The organism is Pirellulales bacterium (assembly GCA_035656635.1).
In the GTDB taxonomy this organism is placed as follows: Bacteria; Planctomycetota; Planctomycetia; order Pirellulales; family JADZDJ01; genus DATJYL01.
Genome location: DASRSD010000111.1, coordinates 1 through 21,381, shown reverse-complemented (window position 1 = coordinate 21,381; position 21,381 = coordinate 1). Strand labels below are relative to the sequence as shown.

Here is a 21,381-nt window from a genome sequence, read left to right as displayed (position 1 = left end):
CGCCGCAGGCCGCGCATCGATTCGGGGCGGACCACTGTGCCGACCGAAGCTCAGCTCGGGCTCCATGGTTCTTTGCGCCGCACAGCCTGGCAGCGGCTGATGCAAACGGCGTGCAAGCCGCTCGGGAAAGTCAGTGCTCATAAAAAAATCGTCAAGGTTGCAGATCGAAGCGATACACCGCGTAAGATTTATTCTCATACAGCGGCTGCATGCCCAACCAAGGCAGGTCTGGAGCACGTTCCACCACGGCGTATTGGGCTCCGTATTTTTTGGCCAGTTCGTGCAGCGGCGCTTCGCCCATTTCTGCCACGCTCGTGCGCCAGCGATCCCCCGGCTCCTGGCTCTCCGTGGCGTACAAATCGTTGATGCGCTGCCACCACTGGACAATGCTGCGGGCATCTTGCGGCATGTCTTTCCACGTCACCACTTCACTCCGGCCCGTGTACCACTTGAACGTATTGGAATTTCGCGGCGTAATGAACACGGCATCGGGCGGCGTGTGTTCGTCGGCGGCAATCCAGCGACAAACATCGCGCCAATCATTGTAAACCATCACGCTGTCGGATCGGCTCGGCACGGGACTGGGCAACCAAGGCTGGTGCGAAACTTGCTTGAACAAATCGAAAGCCAATAGCACCAGTAGCCCCATGTACAACCAGCGAGCCGCCATTTTGCGCCCTCGCAGTTGCTCGCCGGCAAACTTAATCCCCACGAGCGTCACCCCCAGCGGCGTCAAAACATCGGACATGCGCGACCAATAAAATCGCAGTAAGCTGGCGGCAAAATGGGGGGCAAACGCCGCGGTCCAGCTCAACACAAAGCCGATCATTGCCAAGAAAATTCCTGCCGCCACGAAGCGGCGCAGGCGGCGTTCAGATTCTGCCGCCGGCGTTACGCGGCACAGCAGTGCAAATGCAATCCACAGCAGCACATGCCGCCCGGTGCGCACAGCGGAAAACGCCGCCGGATACAAATGATGCGGCAGCCGCTCAAACACCTGGATCGAATTCGCCTGCTGGATGGTTTGCCAATCTGCGCCTTGATTCAGGACAACGCAAAACCATAAGCCCGGAAGCGCCAGCAGAAAGCTCCCGATCAGGCCCGGCAGCATGCCCAGCAACGAAGGCCGCTCGCGCCCAGACAAAAGCCAAACCACTGCCACGCACACGCCTCCCCACCCGCCCACAATCGCATGCAAGGAAGTGGCCGCCCCCAACAGCAGCCACGCCAGGTTCCATCGCCCGCATACCAGTGCGTGCAAGGCCCACAACAATAGCGCCCAGGCAAATCCCTTTCCTTCCACGCCGCCAATCATCCATTCGCCGCCCGCATGAGCGTGTTCGATCAGCAGCGTAAACAGCTCGGCCGACAACACCGCCAGCCACGGCCGAGGCAGCAATTGGTGACTTAACCCGCGCCACGCAATGGCCAGCAACAGCCACGTGACGATGCGGCCAATCCAGGTCATGGCATCCAGCGAAAAACCCAGCGTGCTCAGCCAGCCAAAGGCCCAATAATACACCACGTGGGCGTCGCCGGAGTTGACGAAGAAATCGTGGGCGAAGGCATCGTGATTCCAAAAATGCACGGCCTTAATGACGTAATCGTTCTCGTTCACGTCAGGCACGGGCCAAGCGCCGTGCAAAAAAAAGACCACAAACACTAGTGCAATTTCCGCCAGTGCTTGCCACCCAGGCAAAGCGGAATGCAGCGGCGAGGTGTCGATTGCCGGGGTTGAATTTGCCATCGAAATCCGCCGCCTGATGTCCATCATGGTTGCCGTTGTCGCTGTTCCGCGCGACCGCCGGTTGGGGCCTTATGCTCCGCGCGACCACCGGTCGCGGCTTTATAACTTTCTGCCTTCTGCCTTTTCTTCCCCTCCCTTGCCAACGGCCGGCCCGAAATTCTATATTCGCAGTTTCCTTAATCCAGCGAAAGCGGAAACTCGGCCCATGTGTGGGGGGTAATCTTATCGTGGCTCAAGCTGCGCCCGGCCAAAAATTACGCGATGCCGTGGTCGATTCCACCATTCAAGTGCCCGGCGCCTTCAACGCGCTGGTGGGCCGGTTGGTCGAACAGGCCGGCTACGATGCCGTGTATCTCTCCGGCGCATCGCTGTCGGCGGGAACAATGGCTCTGCCTGATGTCGGATTGTTCACCCTCAGCGAACTGGTGACTAACGCCGCATATCTTACTCGCAGCGTGGAAATTCCTGTCATCGTCGATGCCGACACCGGCTTCGGCGAGGCGATGAACGTGGAGCGCACCGTCCACGAATTGGAAGCCGCCGGCGCCGCCGCCATTCAGTTGGAAGATCAGCGGCTGCCCAAGCGCTGCGGCCATTTGTCCGGAAAGGCGCTGGTGGAAACCGCTGAAATGTGCGCCAAGCTCCGAGCCGCCGTCGCCGCCCGGCGGGATGCCAGCTTGGTGATTATTGCCCGCACTGACGCCCGGGGCGTAAACTCGGTCGATGACGCCATTTCCCGCGCCAAAGCGTATTTGGATGCCGGCGCCGATTGGATTTTTCCCGAAGCGCTTCGCGGTCCGGAAGAGTTTGAACGCTTTGCCCGCGAAGTGGAAGCGCCGCTGCTGGCCAACATGACGGAGTTTGGGCAGAGTCCGCTGCTCACTCTCGACGAATTGACGGCTTTTGGTTACGCCGCGGTGTTGTATCCGGTCACCATGATGCGCGTGGCCATGCGCGCGGTGGAAGCAGCGCTCGCCGTGCTGGCCGATGAAGGTAGCCAGCAAAGCCTGCTCGATTTGATGCAAACGCGCCAAGAGCTGTACGATGTGTTAGGATATTCCGGCTACGAGGAGCGCGATAAAAAATATTTCGGCGGCAGCGAGTGAAGGGGAGGGTGAGGAAGTTAGGGATGAGGAGCTGAGTGGTCATTAGGTGGAGTGGTGAATCATCCTTTGTTCATTGGACATTGGTGCTTGGTCATTTAGATTTTGTCATTCATTCGAGCATTTGCATTTCGTCATTCTTATAATCATTCGCTATGACCGAATCGCTTTATCGTCCGGGTTTGGAAGGCATTATCGCCGGGGAAACGGCCGTCAGCACCATTGCCGGCGGGTTGCTATATCGCGGTTATGCCGTGGAGGATCTGGCCGGGCACGCATCGTTTGAGGAAGTGGCCTATCTCATTTTGTATGGCGAATTGCCCAAGGCCGATCAATTGGCGGCCTTCAACGAGCGTTTGCGGCACAGCGCCCCGGCCCCATTGGCTGTGATTGATATTTTGCGTCGCATTCCGCCACAGGCCGGCATGATGGATGTCATGCGCACCGGCGCCAGCCTGTTGGCCCATTGGGATCCGGACGCAAAAAACAACGACCACGATGCCAACCTCCGCAAAGCGGAGCGGCTGCTCGCGCAATTGCCGGTGGTTTTGGCCGCTCGGCATCGCTTACTGCAGGGCAAAGAGCCTGTCGGGCCCGATCGCCGCTATTCGCTCGCGGAAAATTTCTTGCGCATGCTCAGGCGGCGCGATCCCAGCCCGGCGGCGGTTCGGGCCTTGGAAGTTTCGCTCATTTTATACGCCGAGCACGAATTTAACGCTTCAACCTTCACCAGCCGCGTGGTGGCTTCCACCCTTTCCGATTTGCATTCAGCCGTCACCGCCGCCATCGGCGCACTTAAAGGGCCCTTGCACGGCGGGGCCAACGAGCGCGTGATTGAAGTGCTGGACCAGGTCGGCTCGGCCGACAAAGCCGAAGCCTGGATTCGCGAAGCACTGGCCCGCAAGGTTCGCATCATGGGCTTTGGCCATCGGGTGTACAAAGATGGCGATCCGCGGGCGAAGTTTCTCAAGCCCCTGTGTGGCCAACTGGCGAAAGAAACCGGCCATACCGACATGGAAGCCATGGCCGACACCATTGAGCGAATTGTCGGCGAGGAAAAAAAGCTGCCGCCGAATCTCGATTGGCCCAGTGCCCGGCTGTATCATTATCTCGATTTGCCCGTCGAGCTGTACACGCCGCTGTTTGTCGTGAGCCGTGTGGTCGGTTGGAGCGCACACATCATCGAACAGCTCGATAATAACCGCCTGATCCGCCCGCTGGCCAACTACACCGGTGCCTCACGCCGCTCCTGGGCGCCGATCAAACAACGGTAACACGCCGAATTGCTCTGCGTGCTGGAAACTCATGTCGGAAGAAATCAAGAACCCAGACGAGTTTTTAGAGCACGAATCGCAGCTGGCGCGAGAATCTCTGCGCCGCTTGAAGGGGGAAATGCTCGATTCGTTGAAGCGCACCGCCGATGCCCCCGCTTGGACGCGCCGTTATCCGTGGCCATCGCTGGGAACCGCCGCCGTGGTCGGATTGGGAACTGGCTGGGCCCTGGGCCGAACGCTGTGGCGTAAAAAATCGAATGTGCCGCCGGACGATTTTGACGAGGCTGCCATGCCGACGGCTTCCGATCAGGCCGCTGCCTACAATGAGGAAAAGCCTTCGGCCGCCAGCCGCTTAATGGGCGGATTGGGGACGCTGACCGGCGCACTGGCTTCCGCAGCAGTCACGGCCGCCGCCGAAGCAATTAAAGATATGGTTACCGACAGCGTGCAGAGCGCTTTACATCCCGAGCCGGCTCCGGATGCTTCGACGGGCGATGACACGGCCCCGCCGGACCAAACTATGCATTCCGAATCCTGACTTGCGAAAATTCAAGGAACCGCATCTATGCCAGCGACTGAATTTTCTGATGCTCTGCCGCTGCGCCATGCGCTGGCCACGCTGGCATATCGTGCGGCCAAAACTCTGCGCGATGCACCCCCTGGTTTTGCGAATTTTCGTGCGGGCCCAACCACCCGCACGGCAGTTCAAATTCTGGCGCACATGGGCGATCTGTTAGATTGGGCATTGAGCGCCGTGAATGGGAAGACCCACTGGCAGCAATCGCAGCCCAAAGGTTGGGATGAAGAAGTTGCGCGTTTCTTTGCAGCCCTGCAAGCTTTGGACGATCGTTTGGCCCAGGGCTCACTCGCTTGTTCGCCGCAAAAGATTTTTCAGGGTCCCATTGCCGGTGCCCTAACGCACGTGGGGCAATTGGCTACGCTGCGCCGCTTAGCGGGCTCGGGAATTCGCGGCGAGAATTATTTTGTGGCCGAAATCTCGGCCGGGCGAGTGGGAATCGATCAGCCAGCGCCGATTCGCGAATTCGATTAAAAATGAATGGGGTGGCCGGGGTCGAGGCCGCCGAGCCCCCGGAATCCAAGCCGCTGGGGGCTCACTTCGTTCGACCCCAGCCACCCCGCCGCTGCTGCTTTAGGCCAGCCAGCAGTTACGTTTGCCGCGTTAAGGCGGTCGTCATCCAGCGACCAAAGCCTTTCGCTCGCGCTTCGGCCAACACGCGTCCGCCCACGGCTACATCTTCCACGGCCAGCCCTACCGATTTGAATAGCGTGACGCTTTGCCGATTGTTGCGTCCCACCGCCCGGCCCGCAACCACTTCGGCCAAATCGACCGCGCGGGACCAATCGAAGGCCCCCTTTTCCAGTGCCGCTTGAAAATCTCCCGCTTCGTGTCGGCACGCTTCCACGCTGTCGCACACAATGTTATCGGCCCGGCAGATGGTGTGGGCGTCGACTTCCGCCTTGCGCAGCCAGTTGGAGCCGACCGCACATACCAAAGCGCCTTCCTTCAAGTCGTTCCCATCGAACACGGGAACAACGCTGTTGGTGGCGGTAACAACAATCGGCAAATCTTGCACGGCCTCCTGCGGGCGGTCGACGGGCGAAACCGTGATGCCAACTTGCTCCGCCATCTCTGTGGCAAACCGCTGGCGATGTTCTTCGTTGCGGCTGTAGACGAAGCAGCGCTTGATGGACCGGGCAATGCACACCGCTTCCAACTGTGTGCGGGCCTGCTTGCCCGTGCCGAACAGGCCCAGTTCCGTCGCTTCCATGTCGGCCATCCATTCGACGGCCACCGCGGTGGCAGCGGCGGTGCGCATTTGGCCGAGTCGATCGGCCTCGATCAGCGCTTCCAGCTCCCCGGTTTCGGCATCGCAGAGGCCAACCAGAAACTGCGCGCCGGATTTCGTGGTGGTGTAAACTTTCCAGCCGACCAGGCCCAAGTATTCGGCCGCGGCGCACATCGAATGCAGCACAACACCCGGCGCTTTGGCCCGCACTCGAGGCACATTATTTGCTTTGCCTTCGCCCCATTGGCGGAACATTTCTTCCACCACTTCGATGGCCGTGCGCATATCGAGCAATTGGGCGACGTCTTCTTCGGCAAGATAAAGAATCGACATGGCGGCACTCGAGTTCGGGTTTACTTCCCCAGGCCCGCAATGCGTTCAAAGCTGTTTTTCAGCGCCGGATACAAGCTTTGATATAGCGGAAACGCCTTGTCATAATACGCCGCGGTGGCGCGGTTGGTAGCGGTACGTTTGACCACGCGGATCGTGGCCTCGCAAGCTTCCACCACGTTTTTGAACGCCCCGGCTCCTACAGCCGCCAGCAGGGCCACGCCATATGCGGCCCCTTCCTCTGCGTTGATGGTGCAAACTTCCTGGTCAAATACGTCGGCCTGCATTTGCCGCCAAAACGGGCTGCGCGAGCCGCCGCCGGAAGCCCGAATTTGATTTACCGGCACGCCCAGCTCACGAATAATCGCCAAACAATCACGCAGCGAATAGGTGACGCCTTCCATTACTGCTCGAAGCATGTGCCGCCGGCCATGCGAAAGCGTGAGGCCCACAAAGCATCCCCGGGCGTTGGAATCGGCATGCGGTGTGCGTTCGCCGGAAAGGTACGGCAAGAAAAATAACCCTTCGCTGCCGGCGGACACTTGGGCGGCTTCTTCCGTTAGGATTTCGTAAGGATCAACCTTGCGCTTTTTCGCCAGCGCCATTTCTGTTTCGCACAATTTGTTGCGGAACCACTGCAAGCTGCCGCCGGCCGAAAGCGTGACGCCCATCAGGTGCCACTTCCCGTGCACCGCATGGCAGAACGTGTGCAGCCGACCCAGCGGATCGACCTGCACTTCGTCGCTGTGGACAAACATGACGCCGCTGGTGCCGATGGAAGTCGATAACACGCCGCGGCTGACAATGCCATTGCCCACGGCACCGGCCGCACAATCGCCGGCCCCTCCGACCACCACGCAATCGGTCGACAAGCCCAACTCCGCCGCCACGCTCTTAGTTAATTTGCCGGTAACCTGTTCTGATTCGTAACACTTGGCCAGCAGATCGATGTCCAAATCCAATTTCGCCAACAGCGGCTTGGACCAGGCACGCTTGGCCACATCCAGCAGCAGCATGCCGCTGGCATCGCTGACTTCCGTGGCAAACTCGCTTGTTAAGCGGCGGCGAATTTCATCCTTCGGCAGCAGCACTTTCGCCGTGCGGTCAAAATTCTTGGGCTCATGATTCCGCAGCCACAAAATTTTTGGCGCGGTAAAGCCGGTGAGGGCCGGATTGGCTACCATTTTAATGAGATTTTTTCGCCCGCCGGCCCGCCGTTCAATTTCCACACACTCGGCGCCGGTGCGCTGGTCGTTCCACAAAATGGCGCGGCGGATCACACGGCTTTGCTTGTCGAGAAACACGGAACCATGCATCTGGCCGGAGAGGCCAATCGCTTTGACATCGGCCGGTTTGAGCTTCGCCTTTTTCACCACCGCCCGCACCGTGCTGACCGTGGCTTTCCACCAATCGTCCGGGTCTTGCTCGCTCCATAGCGGCTTCGGGCTGTACAACGGATAACCTGTGGTGGCGTCGGCCAGAATTTTTCCACGCTCGCTGACGGCGATGGTTTTGGTGCCAGACGTGCCGATATCGATGCCCAGAAAAACGCTCATGGTGTTTTGCACTCGTAGTGGTGGCGACAGAGGGCGAGCCGGATTGTAACGTTTGCCCACGACCACTGGCAAGCAATGGGCGAGGTACGGTTGAAGTGGACGATTGACCGACGTTTGGCCGAGAAATTACGATGCAGGGAATTGCATTGCACGGAATTGAATTGCTTGATGAGAAATCGCTTGAACATTCTGCACGAAAAATTCGCTGCCGCACTCGGCAATACGACGGGTGCCGTGCTGCTGTGCTTGGCCGGTGTTTTGATTGCCGTTGGCGGTTGCAGCAAGAACGGTGAGCAGCCGGCGGCGGAAAATTCGGCCGGGCCTGCGGCATCCACGCACGCCGCCATAGCGAATGTGCGAATTACCGTGATCGACGATCCGGAATTGGCCCAAGCCATCGATCGGCTCCGCGGCGAGTGGAAAGCGCAAACCGGTTCGGAATTGCAGATCGAGCAAATGTCGGCCGCCAACGTGAATTCAGCGGAAAAGCTCGACGCCGATTCGGTACTCTATCCCCCCGCGCTATTGGGCACACTGGCCGAGCGGCGATTGATCCGCCCGCTGAACAAAGACTGGCTGAAAGAGGATCCGCTGGAAATTGCCGATCTGCTGCTGCTGCTCGATTCGCCGGAACTCACCTGGGACGGCCAGCCATATGCTGTACCGTTGGGCTCGCCGGTGCTGGTCCTGATGTATCGGCCCGATTTATTCGAGCAGCTCGGTAAGCAACCGCCGCGCACCTGGGAAGAATACCAAACACTGGCCGATTTCTTTAATAACCCCAAACAACTGCGTGCGCAACAGAAACAAACCGGCACGCGTGCAGACAGCCATCGAATTGATGATCCGTGGTCGGGTGCCGTGGAACCGCTGGCGCCAGGCTGGGCCGCGCGAACATTGTTGGCTCGCGCGGCAGCTTACGCCAGGCATCGCGATTATTTTTCGGTGCTGTTCGATCGCGAAACGATGGAGCCGCTCATCGGCGGTCCGCCGTTCGTTCGGGCGCTCACCGAACTGGTCGCCGCCGCGAAAATGGAACCCAAGGAAGCCGCCTCATTCACTCCCGCCGAGGCTGCCCGTTGGCTTCTTTCCGGTCACGCGGCCATGGCCATCGGTTGGCCCGCCGCATTAGTACAGATGTCACGCAATACAGTTGTCTCAGCATTTGCGCCACTACCAGGTTCCACGGCAGCCTACAATCCACGTCAAGCAGAATGGGAACCGCGCCGTAATGACGAGAGTGTCAACATTCCGCTGGTGGGCGTTGGCGGACACGTCGGTTCAGTCGTGAAGGGCACAAATTCTGCAGAAACCGCTTTTCACCTGCTGACTTGGCTGTCGAGCAATCGTTGGAGCAGCGAACTGCTTCCCACCAATCCGGCCGCAACTTTGTTTCGGCAATCGCAAGCGAACGATTCGTCCACTTGGTTTGGTCATATGATCTCGGCTGAGGCGGCCAAGCAATATAGCCAAGTGTTGGCCACGGCCCTGCATCAGCCCGAAGCCGTGCAAATGTTGCGCATTCCCGGCGAAGCGGAATACATGGCCGCACTGGACGATGCCGTTCGCGCGGCCATCAGCGGGAAAAAATCGCCGCAGCAAGCCCTGAATGAGGCTGCCGAGCAATGGAAAAAAATTACGGCCCAGTACGGTGTCAATAAGCAGCGCGAAGCCTATCGTCGCAGTCTGAAGGCCGCACCATAAAGACGCGACCGTTCATCGTGCCTGAAACATAAACTCATAAGCTGCCATTCATGACCGACGAACTGACCACAACTACCCAGCCGCCGCCAAACATTGTGCGGTTAGCGTTGCTGTTCGAGGGGGGGCTGGCCGTGCTGGCCTGTGCGGCAGGCTGCTTCCTGGTTACGCCGCCGTGGCAGCGCGTGCTGTGGCGACCAACCGATGCGGCTTACGGCCTGGCCGCCACGCTGCCGCTGGTCGTGGGCTTGTTCTTCATGCGGCGCGTCCGCAGCGGATCGCTGGGGAAGCTTAACACGGTGGTCGACGACATCCTGGTGCCACTGTTTGCCAATTGCAGCATATGGCAATTGGGTTTCATTTCGCTGGTGGCAGGCGTGGGAGAAGAACTGTTTTTTCGCGGCGTGTTGCAGCCGCTGCTGGTGACTTGGTGGGGAGCGATCGCCGGAATATGCGTGGTTAGCGTGGTGTTTGGCCTGCTGCACGCATTAACGATCGCGTATGCTGTGCTGGCCACGCTGGTGGGAGCATATTTGGGCTGGCTGGCACTGGCCACCGGCAATTTGTTGGTGCCGATCATCACCCACGCGCTGTATGATTTTGTGGCGCTCATCTATTTGGTTCGCACCAGTTTTGCTCCCAGCACGGATTTGCCGATGAACCTTTCCCAGCGATAATCCATCGTGGTTGCTTGTGCCTTGGCGTTCGTCGGTGGTGGGTTTTCTGCATTCGTCGATCACGTCGATTTTTCAATTTGGGGAACGTTATGCCCAGCGGTGCTTTTCACGGTCCTTTGGAGCGCGCCGGCGAATGCTGTTGGCGCATTCCGAAAACTTACAAGCCCGGCATGCGCGTCGATGGCTTAATTTATGCCGACGACGTGCTCATCGAGCAAATTCGCGCAGACCAGGCCTGCGAGCAAGTGGCCAACGTCGCCATGCTGCCCGGCATTCAACTGGCCAGCCTGGCCATGCCCGATATTCACTGGGGCTACGGCTTTTGCATTGGCGGCGTGTGTGCCACCGATCCGGAGCAAGGGGGCGTTATTTCGCCTGGCGGCGTGGGGTACGATATCAACTGCGGCGTGCGCATGGTCAGTACCAATTTGCAACTGCCCGAAGTGCAGCCACATTTGGAAACGCTGGTGGGCGAGCTGTTTGAAAACATTCCCACCGGCGTCGGCCGCGGCGGAAAATATAAATTCAGCCGCACCGAGCTGCGCCATCTCATGGCCACAGGCCCGGCCGGCTTAATCCCGCGTAATCTCGCCGTCGAGCGAGATATTGATTACACCGAAGCGCACGGCTGCCTTGATGGCGCCGAGCCCAGCGCGGTTTCCGATCGCGCGCTGGATCGCGGGGCAGATCAATGCGGCACGCTCGGCAGCGGCAACCATTTTTTGGAAGTGCAAGTGGTCGATCAAGTGTTCGACGAAGCCGCCGCCACGGCCATGAACATCACAGCCGGTTCTATTTGCGTGATGATTCATTCCGGCTCCCGCGGCCTGGGATACCAAGTTTGCGACGATGCTTTGAAAGATCTCCGCGGCGCGCCGCAAAAATTCGGCATCGAATTGCCCGATCGCCAATTGGTTTGCGCCCCGGTTCACAGTGCCGAGGGAAAAAAATATCTGGGCGCCATGCGGGCGGCGGCGAATTTCGCCTGGTGCAATCGCCAACTGCTAATGTGGCAAGCCCGCGAGGTGTTTGCCCGTGTCTTCGGCCGTTCCTGGGAGAACCTGGGCATGGATTTGGTGTACGACGTGGCCCACAACATCGCCAAGCTGGAGCAGCACGAAATCGAAGGCATCCGCAAGCCGGTGTGGGTGCATCGCAAAGGAGCCACGCGGGCTTTCCCGCCCGGCCATCCGGAAATTCCCGAGGCGTATCAAAGCGTGGGGCAGCCGGTGCTCATTCCCGGCGACATGGGCCGCGCCAGTTGGATTTTGGCCGGCCAAGCGGGGAGCATGCAGCAAACCTTCGGCACGGCCTGTCACGGGGCTGGCCGCATGCTCAGCCGCACCGCCGCGGTGAAAGCCGCCCAAGGCCGGCGCATCGATCACGAGCTCCGCAGCCGCGGCGTATTTGCCCGGGCCCGCAGTTGGAAAGGCCTGGCCGAAGAGCAGCCCGATGCCTACAAAAATGTCGATTTAGTGGTCGACGTCGTCCACCGCGCCGGCCTGGCAAAAAAAGTGGCGCGCATGCGACCGGTGGGAGTGATTAAGGGGTAACTTCTCGATCTGTGGCGAACGCCAAGCAGGCGCGAATATCATCCGCAGTAAGTTCCGGAAAATCTGCAAGAATTTGATCCTGCGTCATGCCGCCGGCCAAATAATCCAGCACATCAGATACGGCAATTCACATCCCACGGATGCACGGTTTGCCGCCGCGTTTGCCCGGCTCGATGGTGATGATTTGCTGATAATTCATATCTTTACCATACGCTGCTGAAAATGCAGGGGCAATCGCAGATAATGATTGCTGGTCGACGTGGTCTACTATCCATACACAGGCGCTCTCAATTCTTCGCCAATGCCACGTTTGGTTCAACTCAACACGGTGCCGTCAGGAGCTAAAGTAGCATTTGCTCCACTCACTGAGGACGGGAACCCAATTGCCAACCGCTTGGTGGTGTCTGGAAATAGTCCGGTAAAAATAAAATTGCTGCCAGGGGATTACTGGGTAGAGGCACTATTGCCCGATGGGCGCTTTCATGAAGTACGTCGCCGAGTGCCAACGCCAGATGAAATCATTGGAAGCACGACGAGACATTTGTTTTGGAAGTTAAGCAATGGTACTGTCTTGTTGCCAGACATCCAGATTCCCTCAAAAGAAGTCAATCAGCAGATGGTTTTGGTGACCGATACAGATGATTCTAAAGGAACGCAGGTTAGCAAATCCGACAATGATGAGGCTTTGAAACCGTTCTACGTTGATACGCAGGAAATCACTGCCGAGGAATACTTGAAGGTCAAGCACGATTTAATTCTCGATCTAAAGAATATACACCTGCAAAATGAACAGCCAATTCCGCTGAAATACGATGATGCTGTTGAATATGCAGAAGCAGCAGGAAAACGGTTGCCTACTGTGAAGGAATGGCAGCTCGCCCAATTGAAGTTAGCGCCGAGGACGCTTAACAGTCTTGCTAAATGGACATCAACCTCAGTTTCATCTCCTTCGAATGTAAGCTCTCAAACTGGTCAAATCGCATGCGGCGGTACAGAAAGATTGGTCCGCAATTTAGCCAATCTTACGGCTTCCGATTATGCACCGAATGCTTGGATCGCATTGAGACCGAATCAATTTTATTCAAGTGTCGGCATTCGATGCGTGCAATAGTACCGTCGAAGACTTCGCATCCACTAGTATCGGGGCAGTCGCATGGGTCTGGGTATGATGACCATAATTGAAAAATTGCGTCGGGAGTGTCATTGCAACTGTTCGGATATCAATTCTGTTTCTACTCGTCTCAAAAGTGACCTGAGTCAAAGTGTTCATTTGGTAGACTGCGGTCCAATGGCATGCTGCTCAAACGCAGGGAATTCCCAAACTGTGCCAGATTTTCTTGCGCCACCATGTATGAAGCCGTACGTGCCGCCGGGGGAGTAGACAAGGGTATGTCGAGAATTACCGAGCTTGTTGCCCGTCCAAATATTATTCACGTCAAGATTGGAGAAGACCGGGAAGTTCAGAGCCTGGGCGAAGAAAGAATAAAAATCCCAGTTTGCCATGCCGGCAATAATATCGTATGTTTTTGGTATGACAAAAGAAAAGCGAAAACGTGGCAGACCGTCCAAACCAGCCGGGGAGAAGCGAGGCGAGCGAATTATCTTCCGCATTAGCAAAGAGGAAAGCGAAGTCTTTGCCAATGCCGCCGCTGCCAACAATCAGATGTCTCTCTCAGAATGGTTGCGTCAAGCGGCGTGGCTGGTGGTAAATAAACACGATGGGAACGTGCTTTCTTGATTTTGGGCGCTGAAAGCATAAATCTTTTGCACCGCTAAATCTTCTCTAAGTCAAGAAGACGATTGAGCTTCTGAGAAACGCCTTGTTTTCTCGGATTTTACCAAGCAAACCATTGCTTTCCCAAATTATCATACACTACTATATGTATGATATTTGTCAAACATCAAATATACACCAGGGGAACCTGCGATGCCTTGGCCACCACGCCCCGTCCGTCAGTTCGTCGAGATTATTGCTCCCCACAAATTTCATCACAAGGATTATCACCATGATTAGCCAACACGAGGCATCGCGCAGCACCATCATGCCGCCACTGGTTCAGGCATGGGCATGAAAAATGCCGCCCGCAAGGAATCGCGATAACCATTGGCGGCCTGCAGCGTGAACCGCTCCAATCCGTCACGCAGCCGAGGCAACGGGAAATTCAAAGTCCACTGCAAGTGGCGGCTGTCGAGCGAAGTTTCTGATCCGTTTTCTTTGTTGAAGCCAGATTGCCAGGGCGTGCCGGTCAGCCACATGCCGCTGACTGTGGCCAGTTCGGTGGCAAACTGCCACTGGCTGGTTCGCTCGGCGCCGGCGGCGTGAAACATGCCGCTCAGGCCGCGCTGCAGTGCCGTCCACAACAGTTCGGCGAAATCGCTGGCCAAAATTGGCGTGGCATAGTGCCTGCCAGAAACTTGGGGAGCGCAAATTGTGGCCTGGCCGCCTACGGTCGACGCCAACGTGCCGTCCTCCAACGTCAACCATAACTGTTCCGCATAACTTTCCCCCATGGCGCTCCAGCCGAATAAATGCGTCCGCAGCACTAAGGCAGCAGACCGATCTAATTGCCGCTCTAACTTCCACGCCATGATAGCGGGTCGGTTGTCCATCGTTTCGCCCAGGATGGCCGAAACAGGCATTTTTTCGCAGCAGAATATTTGCGGTCCTGTGCAAATTGCATCGGTCGAAACCAAGACGAACTTTGCACCGCACTGCCCGGCAGCTTGCCAAGCGGCGGCCACTTCGCTTGTGATCTGCGCTTCATCGAAAGCGGAAGCGTGGGTTTGTTCCGCGGCCAGGCTGCGCGGCAAGTCCCAATTGGAAACGGAGGCCGGCCCGCAATAAACAACCCAGCGCGGCTGTTCGACTGCAATCGCCCGGACGGCACGATCCGCATCAGTCCGTCCGCCCCATGCAAAGCCGTCAGGGGTTAAGGTGCGGCAATTTTCCACCGCAAAGCCTCGTTGCCGGCTCAGCCCGACAACTTCGCACCGCTTGGCCAGTGTGAGTGCCAAATTGCTTCCCGCCAGCGTCTCCAGGCCTACAATCAGCAGCTTATCGGTTTCCATATTCGGCCTCCTTGCCGGCGATGGGCTGTTGCAAATCTTTCCAACCTCGCACGAACGTGCGGAAAATGAGGGGCGGATTCTATCGGACCGCCCGCTGCGCTCCAATGCGACTTCCCAGGCCATGCTAGCTTGTGATTTTGCCGGTCGTGGGGAATTTTCAATCAATTTCAGATTCGCCCGAATGGCACAGTCGGGCTATGTAACAATGTTTCCACGATTCGACTTGCCTTGACGTTTTTCGGCAAACTTGCCAAACTCCGAGGGTTGTTTCTCTTTTCGGTTAGGTCGATTGGACAGGCGGCACAAGTCGATCTCTCGACTGCTGCCACGGAGCTTTTCTAAGGATGGTTAAAACACTCGGGGTTGTGGAAGTACGACCCAATGCAGATTTGCCGCGATTGATGGCCTGCCGCCGCCTCGGTGGAAAATCGCTGTTGGAATGGACTGTTCGCCGGATGACCGAATGCCTGCGGTTAGATCGCGTGTTGGTGTTGTGCCCGCGCATTCCGCAAACGCGGGAACTCATGGATTTAGTTCCGCGCGATGTGCCGCTGGCGGTGAGCGATCGGCCCGATGCGCTGGCCCGCTTGGTCGATATGCTGGAGAAACACCCGGCGGAGTCGGTCGTGGTGGTAGCGGCGGAACATCCATTTGTTGACCCGGAGTTGATCGATCGGCTCATTATTACGGCCGACCATTATCCCGAATCGGACTACATCAGCTTTTGTTCCCGCACTGGGCTGCCGACCGTGCTTTCGCCTTTGGGCCTGATGGCGAGTGGATGCGGGCCGGCTCACTGCGGCAGGCCCATGCGGAAGCCCGAGATTTGCCCGATCGAGCGCGCGTGGCCGGCTATTTGGTTGCGCGGCCGGAGCGCTTTCAGTTGCGATTAATTCCGGCGCCTCAGGGGTTGGATCGCGATGACGTGCGGCTGACCATTGGCAGTGAGGAAGATTGGGAGCACGCGCAAGCCATTTTCGAAGCGCTGGGTCCGGAGCAGCTCGATTATCAGCGCATTGCCGGCCTGCTGGATCATCAGCCGGCGCTCCGGCAGCGCATGGCGGCACTGAACCGCACGGTGGGCGCTGCTTAATGTTTTGCAAACCGCCGGACGGCCACGCCGCCCGGTCCGGATGCTGTGAGCATCCGGCTATTGTTATATCCACTCGTCTAATGTGCTAGCGGCCGCGCCGGCCGGGCCGCTACAAGCGACAAAATCGCTAATCTTTGTCAAGGCACGCGGCCGATGATGCTCTAGCGCGGATTGTCTTTTTCCGCGCGCCGTTCCGTTCTCGTCTTATACCGCGATTCAGCAACTCCCTATCGGGGTTCCACAACTCCCTACGGAGTTCCAGGGCGAAGGACAATTGCCAAGGAAGGTTACCATGCGTCGCTTGCTAGCATTGTCGGCGGTTGTTTTAGGCGCCAGTGTCGGTTGCCACATGTGTGCGAGCCCCTACGACTATTGCGGCCCGGTAGTGGAATCCGGCTGTGTCGACGGCGGCGGCGGCAGTGGTTGCGGTTGTGCCAGCGGCGAGGAGGGCACGGAGCCGATGAATGAAGGCCCCATGAACGGTGTCCCCATGAATGCAGCTCCGATGAACGGCACTCCAATGAACGGCGCACCGATGAATGGCGCCCCTATGAATGGCGCCCCTATGAATGGCGCCCCTATGAACGGCGCTCCCATGAACGGCGCTCCCATGAACGGCCAATACTACGACAACTCGCCCGGAATGAACAATCCGGGCATGCCCAGCGCTCCGCAAAACAGACCGACGCCGGCGCCGGGCCCGGGCGCCTATAATTCGGGCGGCTATAATCCGTCCGCCTGGCGGCAATCGAACGCTCAAATGTCGTACCGCTAATTGTCGGTGCGTAAGGCGCCTGTTGCCGGATTGATTTTCGTCTGCAAAAAATCCGCGCGGCGCCTACTGCATTTTCCAGCCATCGGCCAAGGTGGCGGCGCGCTGGATCACGAGAATGCCGTCGACAACCATGCATTCGTCGTTCTCGGGGCTCGATTCCAAATTGCGATCGTTCGCAATTCGCACGCCCCGGCCAATGCGGCAGTTTTTATCGACAATGGCGCGGTGAATGACGGCGCCATCGCCAATTCCCAGCGGCACCTCGGCGACGCCGTTGGCGGGCACGCTTTCCGGCTCTCCCTCGTAATAATCGTAGCCCAAGAGCACGCTGTCCCGAATTTGCACGTCGCGCCCGATTTTGGTGCGCAGCCCAACGACGCTGTTTTCGATGACCGCGCCGGGTTCAATCACGCAGCCATCGGCAATCAAGCTATTTTTCAGATTGGCGCCGTGGAATTGCGAGGGCGGCAAAAACCGCGGACGCGAATAAATAGGCGCCGTGACCGAGGCCATCGCAAACGGCGGATGGGGTTGAGCCAAATCCAAGTTGCATTGGTAAAACGATTTGATTGTGCCAATATCTTCCCAGTAACCGTCGAACAGGTGGATGAATACTTTTCGCGTGCGCATGGAAGCGGGAAACACTTCTTTGCCGAAATCGTGATAATCGGTTTTGGTGAGCACATCCATGAGCGTGTTGCGGTTGAACAAATAAATGCCCATGCTGGCCAGCAAATCCCGACCCCGGCTGGGCACGCCCCGGGCGTCGATCCAGGCCGAATCGGTGCGCACCATGTCGGCCTCTTCGCGCGTTTTCGGCTTCTCCAAAAAGCCCGAGACCCGCCCCGTATCGTCGGCCCGCAAAATTCCAAACGCATGTGCGGCTTCGCGGGTAACAGGCATGGTGGCGATGGTGACATCGGCCCCGGCCTTTTGATGCGTGACCAACATTTCGGCGTAATTCATGCGGTAGAGCTGGTCGCCCGATAAAATCAGCACGTAGTCGGCCTTCGATTCGTCGATGGAGCGGATATTTTGGCGGACGGCGTCGGCAGTGCCCTGGTACCAATTGGAGCTTTCGTTGGTTTGCTGGGCGGCCAGAATTTCCACAAACCCTCCGCTGAAGCTGTCGAACACGTAAGTGCGCCGGATATGCCGGTGCAGGCTGACGGAGTTGAACTGCGTGAGCACGTACATCCGGTTCAGGCCGCTGTTAATGCAATTGGAAAGCGGGATGTCGATCAGACGATATTTTCCCGCCAGCGGAACCGCCGGCTTGGAGCGATACTTGGTCAGCGGATACAACCGCGTGCCACGGCCACCGCCGAGAACAAGAGCAAGAACGTTTTGCATGGCTGGAACTGGTTGGGCAGAAGCTGCGTGTGGAGTGGCGGCCATTGCTTCCGTGAACGGCCGAACCGTTATGTTCGCAAACTTCCGGCGCGGTTTCCAGACCTTACTTCACCACAAAATTCACCAACCGGCCGGGAACGGCCACGACCTTGACGATGGTTTTGCCCGCCAGCAGCTCGGCAATTTTGGGGTCAGCCTTGGCGGCGGCTTCCAGTGCCTTAGGGTCGGTTGCCGCCGCGCCGGCGGCCATTGTGATTTTGCCTCGCAGCTTGCCGTTGATCTGGACGGGAACTTCCACCGTCTCTTCTTGCAGCCAGTGAGGATCGACTTGCGGCCAAGGCTCATAAGCCAGGGTCTTGTCGTGGCCCAGGACTTGCCACAATTCCTCGGCAATGTGCGGAGCAAACGGGGACAGCAGCAGCACGAATTTTTCCATCGCCTCCCACGGCCGCACGGTTTCCTTAGTGAAAAAATTGGTGAATTCCATCATCCGGGCAATGGCGGTGTTGAAATCGAGATGATCAAGGTCCTTGGTGACCGCGGCGATGGTTTTGTGCAGTGTGCGGTTTTGCTCGTCGGTAGGCGCCACTTTTTGCAGGGCCGAATTGAGCTGCATTTGCTCAGCCTGATCGGCCACGATCATCCGCCACGCCCGCCCCAGAAAACCGAACACCCCATTCACGCCCGCCATGCTCCACGGCTTGGTGGCTTCCAGCGGCCCCATGAACATTTCGTACAGACGGAGCGAATCGGCCCCGTACTCTTCCACGACCGTGTCGGGGTTGACCACGTTGCCACGGCTTTTGGACATTTTCTCCCCGTTGGAACCCAAAATCATTCCTTGGTTCACGAGCTTCATGAACGGTTCCGGCATGCTGACGTAACCGCGATCGAACAGCACCTTGTGCCAGAAGCGCGAATAGAGCAAATGCAGCACGGCGTGTTCGGCGCCGCCGATGTACAAATCGACCGGCATCCACGCTTTTTCCACGGCCGGGTCGATCAGCGCTTTCTCGTTTTTGTTATCGAGAAAGCGGAGATAGTACCAACAGGAGCCGGCCCATTGCGGCATGGTGTTGGTTTCGCGCTTGTATTTTTTGCCGTCGATCACGGGATACAGCCACTCGGCGGGCGCTTTTTCCAGCAGCGGCTCGGGACGGCCGATGGGTTTGAAATCCGCCAATTCCGGCAGATTGACCGGCAGTTGATCGGGCGGCACGCTGCGCAGCAGCCCTGTCGGTTTTACGGAAGCGTCGAGTTCGTGCAAAATGGGAAAGGGCTCGCCCCAGAACCGCTGACGGCTAAACAGCCAATCGCGCAGTTTGTAATTGACGGCGCCCAGTCCCAGGCCTTGCTCCGCTAAATCGGCGATAATCCGCAGCTTGAATTCCGGCGTGGACAGGTAATTGTATGTGCCGGAGTTGATCGCTTCGCCATCGCCGACGAAAGCTGCTTTCATGTCGCTGCCATCATTCCCCATTCCCCATTCCCCACTCCCCATTTGCCCTGTCGGTTTCACGACCGGCACAATCGGTAGGCGGTACGCTTTGGCGAATTCAAAATCGCGCTCATCGTGGGCGGGCACGGCCATGATCGCGCCGGTGCCATAACTGATCAGCACGTAATCGGCCACCCAAATCGGCACGGGCTGGCCATTCACGGGGTTGATGGCGTAGCTACCGGTGAACACGCCCGTTTTTTCTTTAGCGAGTTCCGTGCGATCTAAATCGCTCTTTCGCGCCGCCGCTTCGCAGTATTTTCGAACGGCATCAGCCTGCTGCGGCGTAGCCAACCGGCTGACAAACGGGTGCTCCGGTGCAATCACCATGTACGTGGCGCCGAACAGCGTGTCGGGCCGAGTGGTGTAAATGCGGAGCACATCGCCAGGCGACTCAGGCGGAAAGCCCGATTTTGCGCGCTGGGATTTCCACTCCTCATATTTAGCCCCTGGTGATTCACCGGGGGCAATGCGGCCGACATCGCCGCCGATATAAAAATCGACTTCCGCACCGGTGCTGCGGCCAATCCAATCGCTTTGCAGCTTTTTGATGCTGGCCGGCCAATCGACCAGTTCCAAATCTTGTTCCAGCCGATCGGCGTACGCCGTAATGTGCAGCATCCACTGCCGCAGCGGCTGCCGCACGACGGGATGGCCGCCGACTTCGCTCACGCCGCCGACCACTTCCTCGTTGGCCAACACCGTGCCCAGCGCCGGGCACCAGTTGACCGGCGCTTCGTGTTGATAGGCCAGCCGGTGCGAATCCTGATAGCGCCGCACGGCGTCCGCGCCGGCCTGCTGCACATCGTGGGGAATGGGCAATTCGCTGATCGGCCGCCCTTTGCCGCGGCGGCCTAAGCTGGCGGCTGGCGGTTGGCTGCCGGCAGCCGGCTGTTGATTGCCCACTACCTGCTGCCCGCCGCCTACTGCCTGCTTCTGATTGCCCACCGCCTGCTGCCCGCTGCCCGCTGCCGGCTCCTCGTAATCCTCATCGAACCACGTGTCGAACAGCACCAGGAAAATGAATTGCGTCCAGCGAAAGTACTCGGGATCGGTGGTCGCCAGTTCCCGCTGCCAATCGAAGCTGAAGCCCAGCATTTTCAACTGCCGTCGGAAGTTGTCAATGTTTTTTTCCGTGCTGATCCGCGGCGGTGTGTTGGTGCGAATGGCATGCTCTTCGGCGGGCAGGCCGAAGCTGTCGAAGCCCATCGGGTGCATCACCGCTTTGCCGCGCATTCGCTGGTAGCGGCAGACGATATCGGTCGCCGTATATCCTTCCGGATGTCCCACGTGCAGGCCGTCGCCGCTGGGGTAGGGGAACATATCGAGCACGTACATTTTTTCGCCCGTCGGCATGCGCGGAGCGGCAAACGTGCGGTGCTGTTCCCAATACTGTTGCCACTTGGGCTCGACGGTGGCGTGGTTGTAACGCGGCATCGTGCAACAAGCTTTCACGTAAAGAAAAGAGCGATTCTACCGATTGCCTTCAGAGCGGCAAAGCCCTTGCGGCGCAATGGTTTGCTTGACCATCGCTGCCTCTGGCGCTATAGTGGCAGGGATGGCCGCTACCCGCAAAAGGCGATCGATTTCGGCTGCATCAAAAATAACTTCCCGCTCGGCAGGAGAGGTTCGCACCGCATTGCGCGCCGCCGGCTGCCGCTACACCACCCAGCGCGCGGCGGTATACACGTATTTGGAGCAGGCGCATCATCACCCCACGGCCGACGAAGTTTATCAGGCGGTGCGGCGGCGAATTCCGCACATCAGCCTGGCAACGGTGTACAACGCCCTGGAAGCGCTGGTCGAATCGCAATTGGCCAACAAATTGAACAACGGCGCCGGCT

The 21,381-nt window shown here is 58.3% G+C and carries 20 protein-coding genes; 12 read left to right on the top strand and 8 right to left on the bottom strand.

Annotated features, from left to right (window positions below; genetic code table 11):
* Nucleotides 1-151: 151 nt before the first annotated feature.
* Nucleotides 152-1,747, bottom strand: a complete 1,596-nt coding sequence (locus VFE46_10620) for a DUF6798 domain-containing protein (protein ID HZZ28444.1) — start codon at nt 1,745-1,747, stop codon at nt 152-154.
* 227 nt (nt 1,748-1,974) lie between these two features.
* Between VFE46_10620 and prpB the strand changes: the two genes are divergently transcribed.
* The 4 genes from prpB (at nt 1,975) to VFE46_10600 (ending at nt 5,175) form a co-directional block, all read left to right on the top strand.
* A complete protein-coding gene (gene prpB / locus VFE46_10615; protein ID HZZ28443.1) occupies nt 1,975-2,853 on the top strand; it encodes a methylisocitrate lyase in 879 nt (292 codons plus the stop codon).
* Between the two features lie 152 nt (nt 2,854-3,005).
* Nucleotides 3,006-4,124, top strand: a complete 1,119-nt coding sequence (locus tag VFE46_10610; GenBank protein HZZ28442.1) for a citrate/2-methylcitrate synthase — start codon at nt 3,006-3,008, stop codon at nt 4,122-4,124.
* A 31-nt stretch (nt 4,125-4,155) separates the two neighbouring features.
* Nucleotides 4,156-4,662: a hypothetical protein gene (locus tag VFE46_10605; protein HZZ28441.1), complete on the top strand. Its 507-nt coding sequence runs from the start codon at nt 4,156-4,158 to the stop codon at nt 4,660-4,662.
* A gap of 27 nt (nt 4,663-4,689) precedes the next feature.
* Nucleotides 4,690-5,175, top strand: a complete 486-nt coding sequence (locus VFE46_10600) for a hypothetical protein (GenBank protein HZZ28440.1) — start codon at nt 4,690-4,692, stop codon at nt 5,173-5,175.
* A gap of 115 nt (nt 5,176-5,290) precedes the next feature.
* Here VFE46_10600 and VFE46_10595 read toward each other — a convergent pair whose 3' ends face one another.
* Together VFE46_10595 and xylB are read right to left on the bottom strand one after the other, a co-directional pair.
* Nucleotides 5,291-6,265 (bottom strand): ornithine cyclodeaminase family protein, encoded by a 975-nt coding sequence (locus VFE46_10595; GenBank protein ID HZZ28439.1) that lies wholly within the window; start codon nt 6,263-6,265, stop codon nt 5,291-5,293.
* A 20-nt stretch (nt 6,266-6,285) separates the two neighbouring features.
* Complete coding sequence (xylB, locus tag VFE46_10590) at nt 6,286-7,818, bottom strand: xylulokinase (GenBank protein HZZ28438.1); 1,533 nt, start codon at nt 7,816-7,818, stop codon at nt 6,286-6,288.
* Nucleotides 7,819-7,986: 168 nt separating this feature from the next.
* Here xylB and VFE46_10585 point away from each other — a divergent pair, with 168 nt between their 5' ends.
* The 3 genes from VFE46_10585 to VFE46_10575 all read left to right on the top strand — a co-directional run bounded on the left by VFE46_10585 (nt 7,987) and on the right by VFE46_10575 (nt 11,749).
* Nucleotides 7,987-9,522, top strand: a complete 1,536-nt coding sequence (locus VFE46_10585) for an extracellular solute-binding protein (protein HZZ28437.1) — start codon at nt 7,987-7,989, stop codon at nt 9,520-9,522.
* Nucleotides 9,523-9,572: 50 nt separating this feature from the next.
* Nucleotides 9,573-10,196, top strand: a complete 624-nt coding sequence (locus VFE46_10580; protein HZZ28436.1) for a CPBP family intramembrane glutamic endopeptidase — start codon at nt 9,573-9,575, stop codon at nt 10,194-10,196.
* An 89-nt stretch (nt 10,197-10,285) separates the two neighbouring features.
* Nucleotides 10,286-11,749, top strand: coding sequence for an RtcB family protein (locus VFE46_10575; protein HZZ28435.1), 1,464 nt, complete (start codon nt 10,286-10,288; stop codon nt 11,747-11,749).
* On the opposite strand, the gene VFE46_10570 is transcribed toward VFE46_10575, so the two are convergent.
* On the bottom strand, nt 11,739-11,876 hold the full coding sequence (locus VFE46_10570) for a DUF433 domain-containing protein (GenBank protein ID HZZ28434.1): 138 nt from the start codon (nt 11,874-11,876) through the stop codon (nt 11,739-11,741). The genes VFE46_10575 and VFE46_10570 overlap by 11 nt on opposite strands.
* 174 nt (nt 11,877-12,050) lie before the next feature.
* On the opposite strand from VFE46_10570, the gene VFE46_10565 reads away from it, so the two are divergent.
* Nucleotides 12,051-12,860 (top strand): SUMF1/EgtB/PvdO family nonheme iron enzyme, encoded by an 810-nt coding sequence (locus VFE46_10565; protein HZZ28433.1) that lies wholly within the window; start codon nt 12,051-12,053, stop codon nt 12,858-12,860.
* Between the two features lie 155 nt (nt 12,861-13,015).
* Here VFE46_10565 and VFE46_10560 read toward each other — a convergent pair whose 3' ends face one another.
* Together VFE46_10560 and VFE46_10555 are read right to left on the bottom strand one after the other, a co-directional pair.
* Nucleotides 13,016-13,408 carry a hypothetical protein gene (locus VFE46_10560; protein ID HZZ28432.1) on the bottom strand — a complete coding sequence of 131 codons (393 nt, stop codon included), beginning with the start codon at nt 13,406-13,408 and terminating at the stop codon, nt 13,016-13,018.
* A 381-nt stretch (nt 13,409-13,789) separates the two neighbouring features.
* Complete coding sequence (locus VFE46_10555; protein ID HZZ28431.1) at nt 13,790-14,818, bottom strand: hypothetical protein; 1,029 nt, start codon at nt 14,816-14,818, stop codon at nt 13,790-13,792.
* A 344-nt stretch (nt 14,819-15,162) separates the two neighbouring features.
* Between VFE46_10555 and VFE46_10550 the strand changes: the two genes are divergently transcribed.
* The 3 genes from VFE46_10550 to VFE46_10540 all read left to right on the top strand — a co-directional run bounded on the left by VFE46_10550 (nt 15,163) and on the right by VFE46_10540 (nt 16,686).
* Complete coding sequence (locus tag VFE46_10550) at nt 15,163-15,711, top strand: NTP transferase domain-containing protein (protein HZZ28430.1); 549 nt, start codon at nt 15,163-15,165, stop codon at nt 15,709-15,711.
* On the top strand, nt 15,702-15,911 hold the full coding sequence (locus VFE46_10545; GenBank protein HZZ28429.1) for a hypothetical protein: 210 nt from the start codon (nt 15,702-15,704) through the stop codon (nt 15,909-15,911). Before VFE46_10550 ends, VFE46_10545 begins: the two co-directional genes overlap by 10 nt.
* 292 nt (nt 15,912-16,203) lie before the next feature.
* The gene (locus VFE46_10540) at nt 16,204-16,686 is read left to right on the top strand and encodes a hypothetical protein (protein HZZ28428.1); all 483 of its coding nucleotides are present in this window, start codon (nt 16,204-16,206) and stop codon (nt 16,684-16,686) included.
* A 63-nt stretch (nt 16,687-16,749) separates the two neighbouring features.
* On the opposite strand, the gene VFE46_10535 is transcribed toward VFE46_10540, so the two are convergent.
* Both VFE46_10535 and leuS read right to left on the bottom strand, forming a co-directional pair.
* On the bottom strand, nt 16,750-18,039 hold the full coding sequence (locus tag VFE46_10535) for a glucose-1-phosphate adenylyltransferase (GenBank protein HZZ28427.1): 1,290 nt from the start codon (nt 18,037-18,039) through the stop codon (nt 16,750-16,752).
* A 103-nt stretch (nt 18,040-18,142) separates the two neighbouring features.
* A complete protein-coding gene (leuS, locus tag VFE46_10530) occupies nt 18,143-20,974 on the bottom strand; it encodes a leucine--tRNA ligase (GenBank protein HZZ28426.1) in 2,832 nt (943 codons plus the stop codon).
* Between the two features lie 121 nt (nt 20,975-21,095).
* On the opposite strand from leuS, the gene VFE46_10525 reads away from it, so the two are divergent.
* A partial coding sequence (locus VFE46_10525; protein ID HZZ28425.1) for a transcriptional repressor occupies nt 21,096-21,381 on the top strand: 286 nt, incomplete at its 3' end.

Bases quoted from the DNA above. Each gene is read 5' to 3' on its own strand.
- VFE46_10620 (HZZ28444.1), bottom strand. From the start codon at position 1,747: ATGGCAAATTCAACCCCGGCAATCGACACCTCGCCGCTGCATTCCGCT.
- VFE46_10610 (HZZ28442.1), top strand. From the start codon at position 3,006: ATGACCGAATCGCTTTATCGTCCGGGTTTGGAAGGCATTATCGCCGGG.
- VFE46_10605 (HZZ28441.1), top strand. From the start codon at position 4,156: ATGTCGGAAGAAATCAAGAACCCAGACGAGTTTTTAGAGCACGAATCG.
- VFE46_10600 (HZZ28440.1), top strand. From the start codon at position 4,690: ATGCCAGCGACTGAATTTTCTGATGCTCTGCCGCTGCGCCATGCGCTG.
- VFE46_10595 (HZZ28439.1), bottom strand. From the start codon at position 6,265: ATGTCGATTCTTTATCTTGCCGAAGAAGACGTCGCCCAATTGCTCGAT.
- xylB (HZZ28438.1), bottom strand. From the start codon at position 7,818: ATGAGCGTTTTTCTGGGCATCGATATCGGCACGTCTGGCACCAAAACC.
- VFE46_10585 (HZZ28437.1), top strand. From the start codon at position 7,987: ATGAGAAATCGCTTGAACATTCTGCACGAAAAATTCGCTGCCGCACTC.
- VFE46_10580 (HZZ28436.1), top strand. From the start codon at position 9,573: ATGACCGACGAACTGACCACAACTACCCAGCCGCCGCCAAACATTGTG.
- VFE46_10575 (HZZ28435.1), top strand. From the start codon at position 10,286: ATGCCCAGCGGTGCTTTTCACGGTCCTTTGGAGCGCGCCGGCGAATGC.
- VFE46_10565 (HZZ28433.1), top strand. From the start codon at position 12,051: ATGCCACGTTTGGTTCAACTCAACACGGTGCCGTCAGGAGCTAAAGTA.
- VFE46_10555 (HZZ28431.1), bottom strand. From the start codon at position 14,818: ATGGAAACCGATAAGCTGCTGATTGTAGGCCTGGAGACGCTGGCGGGA.
- VFE46_10550 (HZZ28430.1), top strand. From the start codon at position 15,163: ATGGTTAAAACACTCGGGGTTGTGGAAGTACGACCCAATGCAGATTTG.
- VFE46_10540 (HZZ28428.1), top strand. From the start codon at position 16,204: ATGCGTCGCTTGCTAGCATTGTCGGCGGTTGTTTTAGGCGCCAGTGTC.
- VFE46_10535 (HZZ28427.1), bottom strand. From the start codon at position 18,039: ATGCAAAACGTTCTTGCTCTTGTTCTCGGCGGTGGCCGTGGCACGCGG.
- leuS (HZZ28426.1), bottom strand. From the start codon at position 20,974: ATGCCGCGTTACAACCACGCCACCGTCGAGCCCAAGTGGCAACAGTAT.